We start from the raw sequence: 16,417 nt of genomic DNA on the forward strand, positions 1-16,417 counted from the left end.
TGACAAAAAACTAATGATTATGAAGAAATTATTTGTTGCCGTTGTGGCAATTGCAGCACTTTGTGCTTGTGGAAACAGTGAAAAGAAGTACCTTAACTATCGCGGATTGTCAATGGGCATGCCGTTCAAGACGTTCTGCGACTCTCTGTCTGCTCGCGGCTTTGCAGTAGATTCGGCCAAGAGTGATTCTGATTTCACAAAGGTTTCTATGTTCAACCCCGCCCTTAACTATCGCCTCATGCTGGCTCAGAAGAACGACACGCTTGTTGCCCTTCAAGAGAACTACCACATTTCTACTAACGACAGTACCCGCAAAATGTGGCAAGAGATGCACGACCAGTTCGAGAAGCAGATTGGTGCTTGGCCTAACATGTTGAAGGACGGCAAAGACCACCGTATTGCAAAATTCGAGGATGACGGCGGTTTCATCACCCTCACCCTCGAAAATACTTATAAGCCAACACTTTCGGTGCTATATCAATCAAAGTAACATGATGGTATAAAGATAGACTACTGCAGCGGGGATGGCGAGTAGCGATGAATCGAAACGATCCAGCATGCCACCATGTCCGGGCAGTATGTTACCACTATCTTTAATACCAAGGGTGCGCTTAAACAGACTCTCTACCAAGTCGCCCCAAGTACCAAATACAACAACTGTCAAACCCAATCCAGCCCACTCTATGGCTGTGAGTCCAAGCTGATTCATCTGGTTCTGATCTGTTAGATACCATACAAGTACGGCTACGGCTATCACCAGGATACCACCGCCGATACTACCTTCCCAACTCTTTCCCGGAGAGATTCTGGGGAAGAGTTTATGTTTGCCCAGCAACGAACCACAAAGGTATGCGCCAGTATCGTTCATCCACAGAAACACGAATACCGAAAGGGGCAACACGGCATCATATGTCACCAAGCCCTGAGGCGTTGAGTGGAATGCCAACGTGTTGAGCAGCGAAAATGGCAAGGCGATATAAAGCTGCGCCATCATCGTATAAGCCCAATCGTGTATAGGATCTTCGTTCTTCAGATACAGCTCGGCCACCATCAGATAGATGATCGACACCAAGTAGGGAATGAACACCGCCGATGGCGTTAAGTCACTACTGAAACCTGCTACGGCAAAGAAGAAGTAAACGCCTGCCACCGTAGAGATCATGCGGTTAACAGTCACCTTCTCACGACCATTCACCAAACCGGTAAACTCCCAGATGGTTAAACCTGTGATGAGTGCAAACAGCAACACCATAGCCTGTGGACGAAGAAAACTGCATACCAGAACGGCCACAAACAGTACGCCAGTAATGGTTCTAACAATAAAATTATTCATCCTTATCCTCCTTTTCTTCTTGATTCACTTCATCACCCTTAGCCTCAAGAGCCTTCTGAGCAGCCTCGGCCTCAAGTTCCTTGGCGCGCTCCTCTGCCATACGCTCTGCATCGGCCTTCATCTGAGCTTCGAGCAACTCCTCGGCACGGCTAGTCCAAGGACGCTTACCGAATATCTTCTCTACATCCTCGGCAAAAATCACCTCACGATCAATCAGCAACTGAGCCAACTGGGCGTGACCTTCCTTGTGCTCTGTCAGAATCTGCTTAGCACGCTCGTACTGCTCGTTAATCATACGCAGCACCTCATCGTCCATAATCTTAGCAGTGGTCTCAGAGTATGGCTTCTGGAACTGATACTCAGCATTGTTATAATAGCACACGTTAGGCAGCTTGTCGCTCATACCGGCATAGGCTATCATACCGTAAGCCTGCTTGGTGGTACGCTCCAGGTCGTTCATAGCACCTGTAGAGATATGTCCCACAAACAGTTCTTCGGCGGCACGACCACCCAGCAGCGAACACATCTCGTCGAGCATAGCCTCCTTAGTCTGTAGCACACGCTCTTCGGGCAGATACCATGCGGCACCAAGCGCCTGACCACGTGGCACGATAGATACCTTCACCAATGGGTTGGCAAACTCGGTAAACCATGAGATGGTGGCGTGTCCAGCCTCATGGATGGCAATCGAGCGCTTCTCGGCCTGTGTCATCACCTTGGTTTTCTTCTCCAATCCACCAATAATACGGTCAACAGCATCCAGGAAGTCCTGCTTGGTCACCGTCTGACTATTATGACGAGCTGCAATCAAGGCAGCCTCATTACATACGTTGGCAATATCTGCACCCGAGAATCCAGGAGTCTGACGGGCCAGGAAATCAATATCTACACTTTCATCAATCTTCACGGGCTTCAGATGTACCTTGAATACCTCCTTACGCTCGTTCAAGTCGGGCAAATCTACATGTATCTGACGGTCGAAACGTCCTGCACGCAGCAATGCCGAGTCAAGCATATCAGCACGGTTGGTAGCAGCAAGTATAATCACACCGCTGTTTGTACCAAATCCGTCCATCTCGGTGAGCAATGCATTCAGCGTGTTCTCACGCTCATCGTTACCACCCATAGCAGGATTCTTCGAACGGGCACGACCCACAGCATCAATCTCGTCGATAAATATGATACAAGGACTCTTCTGCTTGGCTTGCTGGAACAAGTCGCGAACGCGCGATGCACCAACACCCACAAACATCTCTACAAAGTCCGATCCACTCATCGAGAAGAAGGGCACACCCGCCTCACCGGCCACAGCCTTGGCTAGCAGAGTTTTACCTGTTCCCGGAGGACCTACCAACAGGGCTCCCTTGGGGATTTTTCCTCCTAGATCGGTGTACTTCTGTGGATTCTTCAGGAAGTCTACAATTTCCTGAATCTCCTGCTTGGCGCCAGCTTGTCCGGCTACGTCCTTAAACGTGATACCAAGTTCGCCGCCCTTTTCATACATTTTGGCTTTGCTCTTGCCCACGCTGAAGACGCCACCTCCCATGCCGCCTCCACCGCCGCCCATGCGACGCATCAGGAATATCCACAATCCTACTATAAATAAGATAGGAATGAGGTTAGAAAGAATCAGCGACAAGAACTCATTCTCCCTACGATTGTCGAACGACAGATCGCCGGTAAACACCTTATCTTCCTTAGCTTTGGCCACAAACTGTTCTACCTGATCCACACTTCCGAACTCTACCTCCAGATAAGGCTCCACCCCAGTCTGTTGGGTTCCCTGATGGAACACGTCGCGAATGTGTTCAGACTTCACATACATGCGGAGTGTGCTCTGCGGTTTGTTTACCACAATCTTCTTGGCATAGCCACGCTCCACCATTGTCTTAAACTCACTATACGAGGCTGTCTTGGCCACACTGCTATTAGCAGTACCGCCACTTGTAAAGTACAACAGTCCTAATGCGAGTATCGCGATGAAGTATATCCAGTTCATATTGAACTTAGGCATATTCATCTTCGGACCGTTTCCGCCCATATTTTTGTTTGGTTTCTGATTATTCTCCATATTTTTCGTTATTTGTCATTTCGAGCATTGTCGAGAAATCTCAATTAATCCAGGTCTGGAATTCTGGTCAAAGGTGCATCTTCCCAAAGATGTTCCAAATCATAATAATCGCGCACATCTGGCAGGAATATATGTACCAACACATCGGTATAGTCCATAGCCACCCATTGTGCATTCTCCAGTCCAACCACGTGTGCCGGTTTTTCACCTAACTTCTCGCGCACCATATCGCCTACCGACTCGGTGATTGCTTCTACCTGTGTTGGCGAATTACCAGTACATATCATAAAATACTGGCATATTGTTCCCTCTATTTTTGTCAGGTCGGCCACAACTATGTTACTGCCTTTTTTCTCCTGAATGGCTTCTTTAATTGTTTCTACTAGTTCTTTCATTAATTATTATATATTATTTGTGCACAAAGGTACAGCAAATCGAGCGAAATGCCAAATAAATTTGGATTTATTTGCATTTCCGAGATGCAGCGTACTTTCAAAGTTATACTTTAAAGGTACAGCAAATCGAGCGAAAAACAAAGAAAAAGCGAAAAAATTGCGGTTTTTTATAAATTTTCCTCGAAAAATTTTGGTAGTTCAAGAAAAAGTAGTACCTTTGCACCCGCAAAACAGAAACAACGAGTTCTTGAGCAAGACATTTTGGGGTATGGTGTAATGGTAACACTGCAGATTCTGGTCCTGCCTTTCCTGGTTCGAGTCCGGGTACCCCAACCAAAAGAATCGCTAAGTCGCTGAAAACAAAGCACTTAGCGATTTTTAGTTTTCGAAATTCCCGTGATATTCCCGTGATAATTCCCGTATATTAAAAATCCGTCCCCTACCAAGGGGGTTCCAAATGCCTTAAACAATGTGGTAAAACCGCTCAAAAATGCCCTTATATATATAATAATGTGTATTTTACACACACCATTCATTCTATAATTTGCTATATATAGTAATAGCTCCACCCAAGAATTTAGTCAATCTATCTTCTCTTATTACTTTTGGTGTAGCCTTACCCGCCAGCACCAAAATCTTCTTGCCATTGCGGTAAACATGTAGCTGGCGAGAACGCACTATTGCAGTAATCTCAGAATCATCCTGCATCGCCACCCATAGCAGATGATACACACCATCCCCTTCAAATAGCTTCTTTTTCAAGTGCGAACACATGTTTGTAGTATCGATATTCATTGTATCTCTAATTTAGGCTTTACAGGATCAGTTAGTCGGATAATGTGGTCGTATTCTACAGTAACTACGCCCTTTACCGTCTTGAAGTACTGCATCGTTTCCTCAAGAGTTTTGTCGTCAGGTTTCTTAAGAGCCATTCCGTTTATGGTGCCATAGTCATAGCGTATCTCTATTCCGTATTCTTTGATGGCTTCCAAAAGGGGCTTTTTTCCGATCTCTGGATCATACATCACAAGAAACACATTGGGAGAGTGTTCTTGAATCGGCTTATGCTTGATTGGCTCAGTCTTAATTGGCTCACTTATTGTAACTTCCTTTTTCGTACGACATGAAGTTAAAGATAATAATGCAATCTGAGCCATCAAAATCAGCGGCAAGCCATACTTAAACTTCTTGTGCATAGTCTTGTGATGCCATATTCGCATGCCTAATAACGCCCCGATGCTGCCTCCTATAATAGCCAACATCAGGAGCGTGGCTTCAGATATGCGCCATTTTCCCTGCTTGGCGTTCCATTTATCAACGCCGTAGGCAAAGAAGGTCAGGACATTAATGCCGGTAAGGATATATACAATCGTCTCAGTCATTCTCATCAGCGGCAAAGTTAGCAAAATTTGTTCAGAAGATAATCTGAGTACAAACCATTAAAAATACTCTCTTACTGCGAACTCAAACTGGTCGATAAAAATCTGTTTGAATGCATAGAGATTATTTTGCTCGTAGAAAATGAGCATCGCCTTCTTGTAGTCTATAGAATCGACAGAGCGGAAACTCAGAGGGCAATAGCCGTTGGCAATCAAAATGGCATTGCTGGTGATGCGAGCCGTGCGTTTGTTGCCATCAGAGAATGCCTGGATATACGACAGGAGCACCAGCGTCAGAAGCGCTTTCTCAAATATACTTTCCTTGCTGTTTATCAAGTCGCATGTATCGCGCATGGCCTCACGAATCTGAAATTCATTATCCAACGGGTGGTAATTGGTACCAGTAATACCCACACGACGATGACGGATACCTCTGTCAACGGATAGTTCCTTGGTCAGCAATTGATGGATATCCTCAATATGGCTGACCGTTAAGGTTTGCAGATAGTCTGGGTTGTCAAGAATGAAGCGCAAGGCATCCTTGTGGTTAAGTAGCATAACAGCTTCTTCCTTAGTCTTGCCGTCTGCTGTCTTACTCTCGCGAAGCAGACGTTCGGTTTCCAGCAAAGAATAAGTGTTGCCTTCTATCTGCGACGACTTCCAGCTGAGGTCGATACCCAGTCGTTCCATCTCCTTGCGGTATTCGTTGTCAGTCATCTCTTTAACATGCTGACGGAACTCTGCCTGTAACTCCTGCAGACGTACTTTCTCCTCGTCTGTGAATAGACTGACGGCTGGGAGTTGCTCACGAATCAGCTCAAAGTTGAAAGAAGTCTGTACTTGTCGCTGGTCAACATCAAGTGAGAAATAGGTATCCAGATTAAGCGGCATCAACAGATGTGCCTGGTCAGAAAGGCGATATCGAGTGGCACGAGCCTTACCTTCTACTACGATATCCCCATCCTGGACACCGGCCGCAATGAGACGCTTCAAGGTGGCATCGCTACTCTCGAAGGCTGTACCCTTTGCTATTTCATCACGCGAAGACAGCGGATGATAGTGCAGAAACTGTAGAATCTCTCTTGATATATCCATCACCTTAAGTATTTAATCGGTGCAAATATAGCGCTTATTTTTCAATTATCGGCTCACGATGAGCTAAAAAATGCATAAATTTTATGATTTTTGAGCCGATTCTGCTTAAAAATAGCCATTTTTAATGGATTTTTTTTACCTTTGCATCCCCTAAAGTTTATTTCATAATGATACGAGATCTGTTATTAGTAGCACTTGGAGGAGCAGTAGGCTCCGTATTGCGCTATCTGCTTTCCGGCATAAACACCACATTCCCTTGGGGTACTTTTGCCGTTAATATTCTTGGTTCTCTGCTCATCGGGCTTTTGGTTGGGTTGGTTAGCAAGGGTATATTATCACCAGAAATGAAACTATTGATGGTAACAGGCTTCTGCGGCGGTTTTACCACATTCAGCACGTTTGCCAACGAATCTTTCGGCATGATGAAAGCTGGCGATGTTCTGCAGATGGCACTTTACGTTGGCGCAAGTGTTATAATTGGTATATTAGCCGCATGGTGCGGGATGGCACTATCTGAAAAATAAAATAAAGCCATGTTGCATCAAGAGCCTCGAAGAGATCATCGAAATAATTCAAGCGCTTGCGCGTGCAGAATGTCAAAATGCCGCATTAGGGGTAGCATACTACCCCCCTCGCAACATAAATGCCGCCAAGAGGGAGACCACACTTAAAACAAGCAAGCTTGGTGGTTACGTATGCTCAGGGTTTCCCCCTAAGAACCCTAATATAAATCTGACCTATACTATAGAACAGATAGCACAACAAGGAAGTCTCCCATCATTAATAATCATACTTTTAGAGATCCGCTATTTTGCGCTAATAGGCGACAACAACAAAACACCGAAAAGGGCATAAAAACAACTCAACACACAATCATTATCACCTGTCCGCCACAAGGGTATCCAATCAAAGAAAACTATTCAAACACACACCACATACATCAACAAAGAATCTCGTTTATGCACAAAACAAAAAGTAAAACGTCTTAACATATCAGCAAACAAGAACAGCGCCAGATAATACACAACATAAGACGGCATTAGATGTAACAAACGCAACCACACGAGACTATCAAAACTGGCTTCAAACGATTCCCTTTTACAGTTGTACAATCATGCAACAACTGTAAATAATTAAGATTAAAAAAAAAGGATAATGCAATAGTATGCCAAACAACAGAACGTGCCCAACATTAATTCCTCCTAGGCACATATTTTCCATTCATTAGTCAACAACTTCAAGAACACAAAGAAATAATAAAAACAAGTGATTGTGATCGTATAAATGCTCCAAATTAAGTGCAAAATTAACTAAAACGTCATTTTTTTGATGAAAAAGACGTTATTTTTCCATTTTTCTAATGTTTTTCAACAAAAAACACTATCTTTGCAACTATATTTATAAATAAGAACGTGTATGCAAAACAAGGATTTAAACCGTTTGAAAGTCGTGTTAGCCGACAAGAAGCGCACGAACAAATGGCTTGCCGAGCAATTAGGCAAAGACCCTGCCACCATCTCCAAGTGGTGTACTAATAGCGCACAACCCAATTTAGAGAACTTGGTAGAAATCTCTAAATGTCTCGAAGTAGACATTAATGAACTTATCCGCAAGTAAACAAGTAAGAAACAACAAATGTCAATAACAAAAGAAAGTCCATATACAGCAGCTATCACAGGAGGAGGATTCCTCTTTTCTGAAACAAATGCACTACTGCCTTTGCTTCAGTCTGCAGACAGAGTCGCTCTTCTCAAAGATGAGAAGTTGAACAACCGTCTGCTGAAGATTAATGCAGAAACATCCCGTTACAGGGCTATCATGGAGATTGCTCGTCGTTTTGATGCAATGCCAGCCTCTTTTTGGGCAGATTATCAGGCAATGAACGAGGAAGATCAGCATGTAGCTCTTTTCTTCGTCATCTTGAAGACCTATAAGATATGTTTTGATTTCCACATCAACGTAACCATGCGCAAATGGAATAGCATTAGCAAGACATTGGTCAGCGATGACATTGATATGGAATTCAATGAAGTTTCTGCCCGTGATGAGTTTGTTGATTCATGGAGCGATAAGACTAAACGCAAGGTGGCTGGAGCCTATCTTACCATCCTGCGTAAAGTGGGCATCCTCGACAAGGAGGATAACCTTCATCCTCTCTCTGCAAGTAATTTCGACTACTATATCATCAATGGTGAGCAGTGGTTTCTTGAAGCCTGTCTTTTGCAGCCATATCAGATTGAAAACATTAAAAAGCAACTCGCATGACAATTAAGGAACTCGACGATAAGCTGAACAGCCCAGGTTTCCAAGACCCAGAAAACGGCGACCTGTTCTATAACTTCTTCATCTACCAGTATCCGGCAGATAAGGAGTACGACATTCGTCGTCAGATACAGGAATTCAAGGCAAACCTTATTCGCCCCATAAACTATGTGGACGTGCTTTGCCTGAATCTCTTTGAGGAATTCTGCAATTTCCTCGACCAGAAGAAATTCCTGAAGCACCCCAGTATGTTGAAATACCAGCTGGAGAAAGAACAGGCAGATCCATCTAAGGCTCAGAATACGCAAGATACGCTGACACGTAACGCACATAGCCCAGAGTTTGTACAATTCCTACATCAGCGCATTCTTGACCATGTGAATATTGAAGATAAGTATCGTCGCCCATACGTCTTTTTCTATGGCGTTGGCAGCATGTTTCCATATCTTCGTGTCAACGAGTTGCTGGCTCTCTATGAGGACTACAACGACACGAGCCGCTATAAGATTATCGTGTTTTATCCTGGTCATCGCGAGAACAATTCATTCCGTTTATTTGGAACTCTCCCCGATAACCATACATATCGTGCAACCCTTCTAATCAATGAATAATATGAAACTGAGTGAGTTATATAAGAAACCGATTGGCCGTGCTGTAAATCCAGCTGTAAGTGCAACTAAGTTTGATCCAGAGACAGAAAAGATCGAAATAGAAGAGTATGTGTTCACTGATGAAATCATCAATGGACTTTATCGAATCCTTGATGCCATCAAGAATAACAAGCCATACGATCACGTAGGCATTTGGATTGATGGTTACTATGGTTCCGGTAAATCTCACTTCCTGAAGTATCTTGATTACTGTATCACACCACGCACTCAGGAGAAGGCGTTGGAACGTTTATTGGAGGCAATTAAGAGTATTGACCCATTGGACGAGAACCACAATATCAGCTGCGATTACGAAGCTATGCTTAGTATTGCCAATTGGCTGAAGCGTGCCACTATTGATAATTGCATCTTCAATCTCGAAACAAGTTACGACAACTCAACCGATAAGAAGATGGCATTCCTGCATGTATTCTGGAATGAGTTCAATGGCAAGCGTGGTTTCAACAAGTTTAACCTCACTTTGGCTCAGAACCTCGAAAAGCCTTTGCAGGAAAAGGGTGTGTTCGAGCAGTTCAAGGAGCGTATCGCTGAAGAAGGTGGCGATTGGAATGATCCAGGAGAGGCTGCCGATATGATTGACAACGAGTTAGGCATGGTGCTTGACATTGCATGTGACCTCGCCCCTACTCTGGATAAGGAAAGTATTCGCGAACGCATCTTGAAGCGTGACACCAATATCAGTATCGACCGTTTTAGCTCAGAATTAGCATCATACCTGAAAGATAAAGGCGATGACTATCGCTTGATTATGCTGGCCGATGAGGTAAGCCAGTTCATCAACAAGGAGCGCGACCGTTACTTGAACCTTCAGGAAATCATCACCAAACTCTCTGAGGCCTGCGAGAACAAGGTTTGGATTGCTTGTACCGCTCAGCAGGATCTTTCTGAGGTTCTTGACGACTGCAATATCGCAGAGGAGAAAGATAAGGAAGGTAAGATTAAAGGTCGTTTCGAGGTAAAGGTTTCGCTTAAAGGCACCCAGCCCGAAGTGATTACCCAGAAACGTATTCTTGATAAGAAGAAGGGCGTGATGCCAACGCTCGAAAAGTTTTATGATCAGCAAAAGGCTGCTTTTGGACTCCAGTTTAAGTTGCCAAATAGCTATGTTGCCTATGAGTCGAAGGACGATTTCGTTGCATACTATCCTTTTGTGCCATATCAGTTCAAGCTTATCATGCAGGTGTTCAACTCGTTCCTAAACTTGGGTTACGTGGCCAAGGAGGTAAAGGGTAACGAGCGAAGCATTATTAAGGTTATCCATTCTACCGCCAAGAATAATGCCAACGAAGAGGTAGGCAAGTTTGTTTCCTTCGATGAACTGTATAACAACATGTTCGAAGAAGGCTTACAGGCTCGTGGTCAGAAGGCTGTTGATAATGCCATCGGTATGGCTCGCAAATATGAGCATGATCCAAAGATGGCTGTCCGAGTGGCCAACGTACTGTTTATGATTTGTAATATCTCACAGACAGACCAGTTGTTGTTCCCTGCCAATATCGACAATGTGACAACTTTGTTGGTAAATGACTGTGAGACACCTCGATTGGCAATCAAGAACGAGGTTGAGAAGATTCTCGATTATTTCTGCGAGAACAACATAATCCGTCGCGAACCAGGCAAGAATGGTACTCTCGAAACTTATTCTTTCTACAGCGAAGAGGAAATGAAGGTAGCTCAGCTCATTCAGAGCCAGAGTGTTGATAATAATACCCAGGCAGAGATGCTGCGTGAGATATTCTTCAAGTATCTCACCTCACTTCGCAATAAGGAGCAGTATCTTACTCGCACCTTTGCTGTGGGAGCTTCTATCAAACAACGCCAGTTCCTGTCAAACTCACCTGATGTCGTAGTTGAGTTTGCAATGGATATCGACTACGAAAGTGCAGAAGTGTTGGCACAGAATACGCCAAACACAAAACTTGTGTATTATGTTGGCCCACAGTTCCGCGAGAATAAGAAACTCTACAATGCCTTCTATTGGTATTGCCAGGTTAACCGTTATATGTCAACACCTGCCACCAGCGATGAAAATGCCAACACTCGTAAGGAGTTTGAGAAGCGTGCCAAAGAACAGTTCGACTCAATCATAGCCCCAGAGTTCCACAAGATACTCGACACCTGTCCTGTTATCAGTGGTATGCGTGTGGTTGATGATGTGGAGCTTGGCAACAAGCGAGGTAACGAACGTTTCCAGAATGCCATTCAGAAGCATCTCGCGAGTATCTACACCAAAGGCAACTTGGTTGATCGTTCTGATATGCCTCGTAACACAGAGGCACTGAAGAAGGCTATTCTACGCCCTATACAGCCAGGTGATTACGACGGTATGAATGCCGAACTGACAGATGCAGAACACGAGGTAGAAATCTATCTGAACAAGCAGTTTGCCGAAGTAAATGTGGCCGATGTGACCAGTAAGTTTAGCAAGGCGCCTTATGGATGGGATGCTATCTGCACGCTTTACGTTGTTAATGAGTTGGTACGTCGCCATGCCCGCGACTATTCATATGCCAACAACCCTAATGTTGACACCAATCTCGTGGCCAGCCGTCTGATTCAGGAAACTAACAAGTTTACACTACGTCAGGCAAAGGCTGTTTCACAGGAACTCATTAACCAATTCACTGCTGCATGGAAAAACATCTTTGGTGTGAAAGAGGCCTTCTCTACAAATGACAGCACTCAGTTGTTCCGTCAGGCTCGCGAAAAGGAAAGTCCAAACAGTCTCTATAATAAACGTGAGGGCTATCGTAAGATTGAGTCAGAGATAGGAAGTTATGCTTTCTCTACTCCTATCCATAAGGCTATCGACTTGTTTGATACATGGATAGCAGAGCGCAATCCCGAAACATTGTTCCAAGCAGTTATTGATAAGCAGCAGGAGGCATGCGAACTGATTGACAAGTGTAAGGAGGTGGCCCAGTTCTGTCACGATCAATTGCCCACATACCAACGTTTACTCCAGTTCGCACAGGACAATCAGTACAACTTTCCGTTTGTCCCAACTGACCTTCAGGAGCATGTCACCACTATGCTTGGGATCGAGAAGGACACCTGGCCAATAGCAAATATGCGTAATTACATCAAGAGTGAACGTGAACTGAAGTATGCACTTGATGAGGTGCGTGAGGCACTACGAGAGAAAATCCGTGTGAACTACAACGATATTTATGAGTACTTAGAGAAGGTTGCTACAAAACAGAATGTTCCATTGACGGTTTTAGCAAACCGCGAAAACGTAATTCTGTCAAAGACTACTCCTGACAATATTCTTGTACTGAAGAATAACGTTAGTACCGATGCATTCTATCAGGAGCAGATTGGCAAGATTCTTGATTACGCAAACGCGCATAAGCCAACAGAACCACAACCCACAGATTCTGGTACTCCAACAGATCAAGAACCACCAAAGCCGACAAAGAAGATACGTCAGGCTTCACTTCAGACCAAGACCAGCATTCCCCTTTCAACAGAGGAAGATATTGATCGCTATCTAAATGGATTGAGAGAGCAGCTCTTAAAGTTGTTGGTAGATAACGATGGAGTAATGATTGTAAAGTAGTTAATAGGACGCATTAGATAATGGATACAAATAGAATAAAGAAATTTGCCACAGAAGCGAGAAACAAATTAAAGGCCGGTATTGCCGCTAAGATAATTACGTTAGGATTCGATAAGAATGGTAACGTGCCAGAGCACATGCACCCACAATTGATGCAGGGAGGATCGCTGTGGAATGGTCAACTTCAAACAGAGGGCTTCTACTACCAGTGGATGGCTCTGTACGACCGAGTACAGAAAAAAGGTATCAAGGAAGTGTATGAAGAAGCTGCTTATACCTGGTTCAACCGCCTTGTAGCTATTCGTATCCTGATGAAGAATCAGCTTATTGAGCCTGTTTTGGCTTACGTTGATGCTGCCCGCACACCAAGGATCGTTGATGAAGCCCGCATGGGACGCGTTCCTCAAATGCAAGAGCGCCAACGCCAATTACTGATGGAACTTTTGGATGATGACTCAAAGATTACAGAGCAGTTTGCCATCCTTGTAACGGCTTTCTGTCATGATAATCCAATCCTCTTCAAGTGTTTTGGTGCCATGTCCGATTATACGGAATTACTGTTGCCCAACGATATTCTGACAGAGGGAGGGTTTATTGACCTACTGAATCACACGGAGTTCATCACAGACGATGATTTCCATTCACCAGAATTGATTGGCTGGCTTTACCAGTTCTATATCTCTGAGCGTAAAGATGAAGTGTTTGCTAAAAAGGGAAAGTTCGAAGCCGACGAGATTCCTGCTGCCACACAGATATTCACGCCCAACTGGATTGTGAAGTACATGGTGCAGAACACCATTGGGCGTATCTATCTTGATAACAATCCAAGCGCAGCCTCTGAGTTCAAACCAAAATGGCAGTATCTCGTGGAGCCATCTACACCAACTCCCAAGGAAGCCATCTATAAGTACAAGGAATTAACAGACCTCCTCGTTGGTGACTTAGCTTGTGGCTCAGGCCATATTCTCAATGAGTGCTTCGACCTGCTTTACGACCTCTATATTTATGAAGGTTATAGCCGTAGGGAGGCTGTGGAATACATCTTCACTTACAACCTTCGAGGAATCGATCTCGATACTCGCGCCAAACAGTTGGCAACCTTTGCCTTGATGCTGAAGGCTTGTCAGAAGGATAGCGCCTTTGCTGATGCCCACATTCTGCCAAAGGTTCTGAATATGCCTACACCTATTCCACAAGAGCAGGTATCAGATAGGCTGATAGAATTCTTCCGCGAGACACCATCAAGTCAGATTCACAAAGACCTAACAGCTGCTTTTGAACTGATGCAGGATGCAGATTCACTTGGTTCTATTATGAAGTTCGAGTTAGCTGAGTCAACACAGTTGGCAATCCGTCAGATAATGGTTTATTGGCAAAAACAAGGTTTTATACCAGAACCGGTAAAGGCCATTATGCCTGCAATGGATTTAATACTTACGTTGACAGAGAAATATGCTGCTCTCGTAATGAATCCGCCATATATGGGTAATAGTAACATGAACGAGGTATTATCTAACTATGTAAAGAAGAACTACGAGAAGGGAAAAGCAGATTTATGTACTGCATTTATGATAATGCAAGCAGAAAAGACGTCAGGAGGAGGTTATTATGCAAATATTATTCCTCCCTCATGGATGTTTCTATCCACATTTGAAGGATTACGACGTTCAATTATTGATAATCAGACGATACAGTCGCTCCTACATCTAAGTCGTGGCATATTTGGTGCAGATTTTGGAAGTGTTTCCACCGTTATTCATAATCGAAAGACTAACAACCCTCATGGTACTTATTTTCGATTAATTGAACGAACATTTCAGGAGTTTGATCAAAAACATTTGAGAATGCTTTTTGAAAAGACCCTTGAAAACCATGATTTTCGTTATTTCTTCGCTGATTATTCAAAAGATGTTGATGATATTCATTATAATAAAAATGGTGCGAGAATATTTTATCCAAACATAAGTCAGAATAATTTCGAGGGAATCCCAGGATGTCCTATTGGGTATTGGATTAGTGATAGAATGAGAGCGGCTTTTGACAACTCTCAAATTAAAGATATTGCAGACTCTCGCCAAGGTATGGCAACAACAAATAATGACCGTTTTTTGAAGTTATGGTTTGAAGTCGATATTTCTAAAATCGGTTTCGGTATGTCTTCAGAAGATGATACTTGTGGAATATATAAATGGTTTCCATATAATAAGGGAGGAGCATATAGAAAATGGTATGGCAATAATGACTATGTGGTTAATTTTTACAATCGAGGCAAAGAAGTATGTGATTATATTGATTCTCACTCTAAAGTTAATCACAAAGGAAGAGTTATCAATAGAGACAAATATTTTCAACCTAATATTACGTGGTCTGCATTAAGTAGTGATGCTATTTCATTACGTTATACTCCAAAAGGATCCATTTTTGACACAAAAGGACAGTGTATATTTACTGACACAAATGGACTGAAAGAAAAACTTATGGCATATCTTAATTCACGTGTATCGAAAGAGTTGTTGAAAGTTATTGCGCCTACATTGGACTATAATTGCGGTGTAATTGCTCAGATGCCATACAAAGATCATGAAGTGGACATGAACGAAATACAATCTTGCATTGATATTAGCAAGCAGGATTGGGACTCACATGAAACTTCTTGGGACTTTGATTCAAATCCAATTGTGGCCCTTCGAAATGCGAAGGTTGCAGAGGGCAATCTGGAATCTTCATTTAAGATTTCAACTTTCATGGAGCAGTTCAAGTCCTCTTGGAAGGGATTGTTCAATAAACTCCGTGACGATGAGACTGATTTGAACCGTCAGTTCTTAAATATTTATGGTCTCGAAGATGAGCTATCACCAGAGGTAAAGCTATCAGAAATAACTATTTTGCAACAAGGCGAGATCAACATCGATAATGAACAGGTGACGTGGAACGAGGATGTGCTGATGAAGCAACTTATCTCATACGCAGTTGGTGTATGGATGGGTCGCTATAAGCTTGGCACAAAGGGCTTGCACATTGCCTATCCAAATCCAACAGACAAAGAACTGCAGGAATATTGGTATGGTGGTGTTCAGGTGTATATCGACGATGACGGCCTAATCCCCGTGCTGCCACAAAGTTCACCTTTCGATGATAACCTGTCAAGCCGTATTTCCGATTTCGTCCGCATCACCTTCGGCGAGGATAAGCTGACGGAGAACCTGAACTACATCGAACAGAAGTTAGGAACCTCGATAGACCAGTATGTGCAGAAGGACTTCTGGAAGGATCATAAGAAGATGTACCAGAACCGCCCTATCTACTGGCTGTTCTCATCGAGCAAGGGTGCCTTCAAATGCCTGGCCTACATGCACCGCATGAATGCCTACACCGCAGAGCGTGTCCGCTCCAACTACCTGCTCCCCTACATCGAGTTCCTTCAGAATCAGATAGGAGAAATGGAGAACCGTCGTGCAGCCCTCTCCACCACAGAGAACCGCAAGCTCCAGAACTTCCAGAAAGCTCTCGATGAGTGCCGCGAGTATCACGAACGCCTCCAAGTAGTGGCAGAACAAGCCATCGCTTTCGACCTCGACGATGGCGTTGTAGTCAACTACGCCAAGTTTGGTGATGTATTAGCTAAGATAAAGTAAGAAAAAGAATAAAA

13 protein-coding genes and 1 tRNA gene are annotated in these 16,417 nt (G+C 43.8%); 8 read left to right on the forward strand and 6 right to left on the reverse strand.

Translation table 11 applies throughout. The features are described 5' to 3' along the window. Window positions 1-19: 19 nt before the first annotated feature. Window positions 20-490 carry a hypothetical protein gene (locus BUB86_RS06990; RefSeq protein WP_139261489.1) on the forward strand — a complete coding sequence of 157 codons (471 nt, stop codon included), beginning with the start codon at window positions 20-22 and terminating at the stop codon, window positions 488-490. On the opposite strand, the gene BUB86_RS06995 is transcribed toward BUB86_RS06990, so the two are convergent. Genes BUB86_RS06995 through rsfS form a run of 3 tightly spaced genes read right to left on the reverse strand, consistent with a single transcriptional unit; the run spans window position 482 to window position 3,799 of the window. After that, a complete protein-coding gene (locus BUB86_RS06995) occupies window positions 482-1,333 on the reverse strand; it encodes a phosphatidate cytidylyltransferase (RefSeq protein WP_073207480.1) in 852 nt (283 codons plus the stop codon). The genes BUB86_RS06990 and BUB86_RS06995 overlap by 9 nt on opposite strands. Further along, the gene (gene ftsH / locus BUB86_RS07000; RefSeq protein WP_073207483.1) at window positions 1,326-3,404 is read right to left on the reverse strand and encodes an ATP-dependent zinc metalloprotease FtsH; all 2,079 of its coding nucleotides are present in this window, start codon (window positions 3,402-3,404) and stop codon (window positions 1,326-1,328) included. Before ftsH ends, BUB86_RS06995 begins: the two co-directional genes overlap by 8 nt. A gap of 44 nt (window positions 3,405-3,448) precedes the next feature. Further along, window positions 3,449-3,799, reverse strand: a complete 351-nt coding sequence (gene rsfS, locus BUB86_RS07005; protein ID WP_073207487.1) for a ribosome silencing factor — start codon at window positions 3,797-3,799, stop codon at window positions 3,449-3,451. A gap of 262 nt (window positions 3,800-4,061) precedes the next feature. Here rsfS and BUB86_RS07010 point away from each other — a divergent pair. Then, window positions 4,062-4,135 (forward strand) — tRNA-Gln (locus BUB86_RS07010). A 201-nt stretch (window positions 4,136-4,336) separates the two neighbouring features. Here BUB86_RS07010 and BUB86_RS07015 read toward each other — a convergent pair. Genes BUB86_RS07015 through BUB86_RS07025 form a run of 3 tightly spaced genes read right to left on the reverse strand, consistent with a single transcriptional unit; the run spans window position 4,337 to window position 6,273 of the window. Beyond that, window positions 4,337-4,594 (reverse strand): hypothetical protein, encoded by a 258-nt coding sequence (locus BUB86_RS07015; protein ID WP_073207490.1) that lies wholly within the window; start codon window positions 4,592-4,594, stop codon window positions 4,337-4,339. Then, the gene (locus BUB86_RS07020) at window positions 4,591-5,181 is read right to left on the reverse strand and encodes a DUF1294 domain-containing protein (RefSeq protein WP_254795117.1); all 591 of its coding nucleotides are present in this window, start codon (window positions 5,179-5,181) and stop codon (window positions 4,591-4,593) included. Before BUB86_RS07020 ends, BUB86_RS07015 begins: the two co-directional genes overlap by 4 nt. A 57-nt stretch (window positions 5,182-5,238) precedes the next feature. After that, entirely contained in the window at window positions 5,239-6,273 is a 1,035-nt protein-coding gene (locus BUB86_RS07025) for a Fic family protein (protein ID WP_027454869.1), read from the reverse strand. A 170-nt stretch (window positions 6,274-6,443) separates the two neighbouring features. Between BUB86_RS07025 and crcB the strand changes: the two genes are divergently transcribed. The 6 genes from crcB (at window position 6,444) to pglX (ending at window position 16,403) form a co-directional block, all read left to right on the forward strand. Beyond that, window positions 6,444-6,797: a fluoride efflux transporter CrcB gene (crcB, locus tag BUB86_RS07030; RefSeq protein ID WP_027454870.1), complete on the forward strand. Its 354-nt coding sequence runs from the start codon at window positions 6,444-6,446 to the stop codon at window positions 6,795-6,797. Between the two features lie 892 nt (window positions 6,798-7,689). Next, window positions 7,690-7,890 carry a helix-turn-helix transcriptional regulator gene (locus BUB86_RS07035; RefSeq protein ID WP_073207496.1) on the forward strand — a complete coding sequence of 67 codons (201 nt, stop codon included), beginning with the start codon at window positions 7,690-7,692 and terminating at the stop codon, window positions 7,888-7,890. Window positions 7,891-7,908: 18 nt separating this feature from the next. Further along, window positions 7,909-8,538, forward strand: a complete 630-nt coding sequence (locus tag BUB86_RS07040) for a BrxA family protein (protein WP_073207499.1) — start codon at window positions 7,909-7,911, stop codon at window positions 8,536-8,538. Continuing rightward, a complete protein-coding gene (locus tag BUB86_RS07045; protein ID WP_073207502.1) occupies window positions 8,535-9,146 on the forward strand; it encodes a BREX protein BrxB domain-containing protein in 612 nt (203 codons plus the stop codon). Before BUB86_RS07040 ends, BUB86_RS07045 begins: the two co-directional genes overlap by 4 nt. Further along, on the forward strand, window positions 9,139-12,768 hold the full coding sequence (gene brxC, locus BUB86_RS07050) for a BREX system P-loop protein BrxC (RefSeq protein WP_254795118.1): 3,630 nt from the start codon (window positions 9,139-9,141) through the stop codon (window positions 12,766-12,768). Before BUB86_RS07045 ends, brxC begins: the two co-directional genes overlap by 8 nt. Window positions 12,769-12,788: 20 nt before the next feature. Next, window positions 12,789-16,403: a BREX-1 system adenine-specific DNA-methyltransferase PglX gene (gene pglX, locus BUB86_RS07055; RefSeq protein ID WP_073207504.1), complete on the forward strand. Its 3,615-nt coding sequence runs from the start codon at window positions 12,789-12,791 to the stop codon at window positions 16,401-16,403. The last annotated feature ends 14 nt before the right edge of the window (window positions 16,404-16,417 follow it).

Source organism: Xylanibacter ruminicola (assembly GCF_900142525.1).
GTDB classification, from domain to species: Bacteria; Bacteroidota; Bacteroidia; order Bacteroidales; family Bacteroidaceae; genus Prevotella; species Prevotella ruminicola_A.